The sequence below is a fragment of the Rathayibacter rhapontici genome, from assembly GCF_001995175.1.
In the GTDB taxonomy this organism is placed as follows: domain Bacteria; phylum Actinomycetota; class Actinomycetes; order Actinomycetales; family Microbacteriaceae; genus Rathayibacter.
Map to the genome: position 1 here is coordinate 1 of NZ_MUKN01000114.1, position 2,978 is coordinate 2,978.

Genomic DNA, 2,978 nt, shown 5'->3' on the forward strand with positions numbered 1-2,978 from the left:
CCCTCGAAAGGCCCCTCCCATGACCGAGACGTCGACCGACCGCGGCGCGACCGGCGCCCCTCCCGCCCCCGACCGGCGCGCGTGGCGCTCGCTCGTCGTCCTGCTGGCGGGCATGTTCATCGCGCTGCTCGACACCACGATCGTCAACGTCGCACTGCCGACCATCCGCACCACCCTCGACGCCTCCGAGTCGACGCTGTCGTGGATCATCTCGGGCTACGCGCTCGCGTTCGGGCTCGCCCTCATCCCCTCCGGCCGCCTCGGCGACCGCTTCGGCCACAAGTGGGTCTTCGTCAGCGGAGTCGCGCTGTTCACCGTCGCGAGCTTCGCCTGCGGACTCGCCGCCGACGACCTGCAGCTCGTCGTCGCGCGCGTCGTGCAGGGCCTCGCCGGCGGCATGTTCGTGCCGGCCGTCAACGCCTACATCCAGTTGCTCTTCCGCGGGCCTGCGCGCGGCAGGGCGTTCGCGATCATGGGCGCCGTCCTCGGCGTCTCGTCGGCGCTCGGACCGATCATCGGCGGACTGATCATCCAGGCGTTCGGCGACGAGAACGGCTGGCGCCTGGTCTTCTGGGTGAACCTGCCCATCGGCGTCGTCACGCTGATCGCCGCGGCCCGCCTGCTCCCGGCCCGTCGCGAGCTCGAGTCGGGCGATCGCGCGCCCAGCGGCGGCGTCGACTGGCTCGGCCTCGTCCTCGTCTCGGGCGGTCTGGTCGCCCTCCTGGTGCCGCTCATCCAGGGTGAGGACGAGGGCTGGCCGCTCTGGACGATCCTCTCGATCGTCGGCGGAGTCGTCCTGCTCGCGGCGTTCGGCGCCTGGGAGGTCCTCTACGTCCGCCGCGGCCGCACTCCCCTCGTGCCCCCGTCGCTGTTCCGCCACCCCGCCTTCACCGGCGGCGTGATCCTGGCGCTGGTCTACTTCGCGGCCTTCACGAGCATCTTCTTCACCATCTCGCTGCTCTGGCAGTCGGGGCTGGGCCACACCGCGCTCGAGTCGGGGCTCGTCTCGATCCCCTTCGCGATCGGCAGCATCATCAGCTCCTCGCAGAGCAACCGGATGACTGCGCGGCTGGGCCGCAACGTCCTGGTCATGGGCAGCGGGCTCCTCGCCATCGGCCTCGCCTGGGTGTGGCTCGTGCTCCTCACCGCGACTCCGGACTCGATCACCAACTGGCAGCTGCTCGCTCCGCTGCTGATCGCCGGGCTCGGCAACGGCTTCTTCATCGCCCCGAACGTCCAGTTCATCGTCGCGACCGTCGACCCGCAGGACGCCGGCGCGGCGAGCGGAGTGATCTCGGCCATCCAGCGCATCGGCTCGGCCGTGGGCATCGCCGTGATCGGCAGCGTGCTGTTCGGCGGGCTCGTCATCACCGGGCCCGACACCGTGGCGTCCGGATTCCTCGACGCCGCGGCGCCCGCCATGCTGCTCAGCACCCTGATGGCGGTCGCGGCCTTCGCGCTGGTGTTCGTGCTGCCGAAGTCCGTCTCGCGCCGCTGAGACCGGAGGGGGCGGCTCGCGCCGCTCCCTCTACGGACGCGCGGCCGCCGCCGCCTTCGCCGAGGCCGGCAGCGCTCGGACGATGCGGTCGACCGCCGCGTCGTCGTGCGCGGCTGAGACGAACCAGGCCTCGAACACCGACGGCGGCAGGGAGACCCCCGAGTCGAGCATCGAGTGGAAGAACGCCGGGTAGCGGAACGCCTCCTGCGCCTGCACCTCGGCGTAGTCGCGGACGGGCCGGCCGAGGTCGGTGAAGACGAAGCTGAACAGGTTGCCCGCCGTCTGGACGGTGTGCGCCACGCCCTCCGCCGACAGCGCCGCGGACACCTCGCGCTGGAGCGTCGCCGCGGTCGCGTCGAGAGCGGCGTAGACCGCGTCGTCGGCGAGCTGCAGGGTCCGGATGCCCGCCGCGACGGCGACCGGGTTACCCGACAGGGTCCCCGCCTGGTACACCGGGCCCAGCGGAGCGAGGTGGTCCATCACGTCGGCGCGGCCGCCCAGCGCGGCGACCGGCATGCCGCCGCCGATGACCTTGCCGAACGTGTAGAGGTCGGCGCGGTACGGAGCCTCGGACGCCTGGTTCTCGAGACCCCACCAGCCGCCGGCGCTCACGCGGAACCCGGTGAGCACCTCGTCCATGATGAGCAGCGAGCCGTTCGCGTGCACCAGCTCGGCGAGGGCCGCGTTGAAGCCCGCCTCCGGAGCGACGACGCCCATGTTGGCGGCCGCGGCCTCCGTGATCACCGCGGCGATCTCGGAGCCGCGCTCGGCGAGGACGGCGCGCACGGCGTCGAGGTCGTTGTAGGGCAGCACGATCGTCTGCGCGGCCGTCGCGGCGGTCACTCCGGCCGAGGCGGGCAGCGACAGGGTCGCGAGACCCGAGCCGGCGTCGGCCAGGAGGCCGTCGGAGTGGCCGTGGTAGTGGCCCGAGAACTTGATCAGCAGGTCGCGGCCGGTGACGCCCCGAGCGAGGCGGATCGCGGTCATCGTGGCCTCCGTGCCCGTCGACACGAGCCGCAGCTTCTCGATCGGCGACACACCGCCGGCCGTGATCCGCGCCTCGACGAGCTCGGCGAGCTCGGTCTCGGCGGGAGTGGACGCGCCGAACGAGAGGCCGCGCGCGGCCGCCTCCTGCACCGCGGCGACGACCTCGGGGTGCGCGTGGCCGAGCACGGCCGGCCCCCAGGAGCAGACGAGGTCGACGTACTCGCGGCCGTCGCGTCGGTGATGTGCGGGCCCGACGCCGAAACCATGAACCGGGGGGTCCCGCCGACCGAGCGGAAGGCTCGGACGGGCGAGTTCACGCCGCCGGGGATCGCGTGCCGGGCACGCTCGTACAGGGTGTCGTTCGCCGAGGTGGTCACACGTCCAGGGTACGCGGGCGGCCCGGGGCGCTCGGGCCGCACACCCGCGTTCGGACGAGATGCCGAGCTTGGATGGGCGTCCCGAGACGCGCGGGACCGCGGGAGGCGATCAGCGC

At 72.9% G+C, this 2,978-nt stretch carries 1 protein-coding gene and 1 pseudogene; one reads left to right on the top strand and one right to left on the bottom strand.

Going from position 1 to position 2,978, the window contains the following annotated elements; all coding sequences use genetic code 11:
• Window positions 1–19: 19 nt before the first annotated feature.
• Complete coding sequence (locus B0T42_RS18805) at window positions 20–1,498, top strand: MFS transporter (protein ID WP_077224490.1); 1,479 nt, start codon at window positions 20–22, stop codon at window positions 1,496–1,498.
• A 30-nt stretch (window positions 1,499–1,528) separates the two neighbouring features.
• Here the strand turns inward: B0T42_RS18805 and hemL are convergent.
• Window positions 1,529–2,862 (bottom strand): annotated as a pseudogene (gene hemL / locus B0T42_RS18810) (glutamate-1-semialdehyde 2,1-aminomutase).
• Between the last annotated feature and the right edge of the window lie 116 nt (window positions 2,863–2,978).

Coding starts and splice junctions, on each gene's coding strand:
- B0T42_RS18805 (WP_077224490.1), top strand. CDS start 20: ATGACCGAGACGTCGACCGACCGCGGCGCGACCGGCGCCCCTCCCGCC.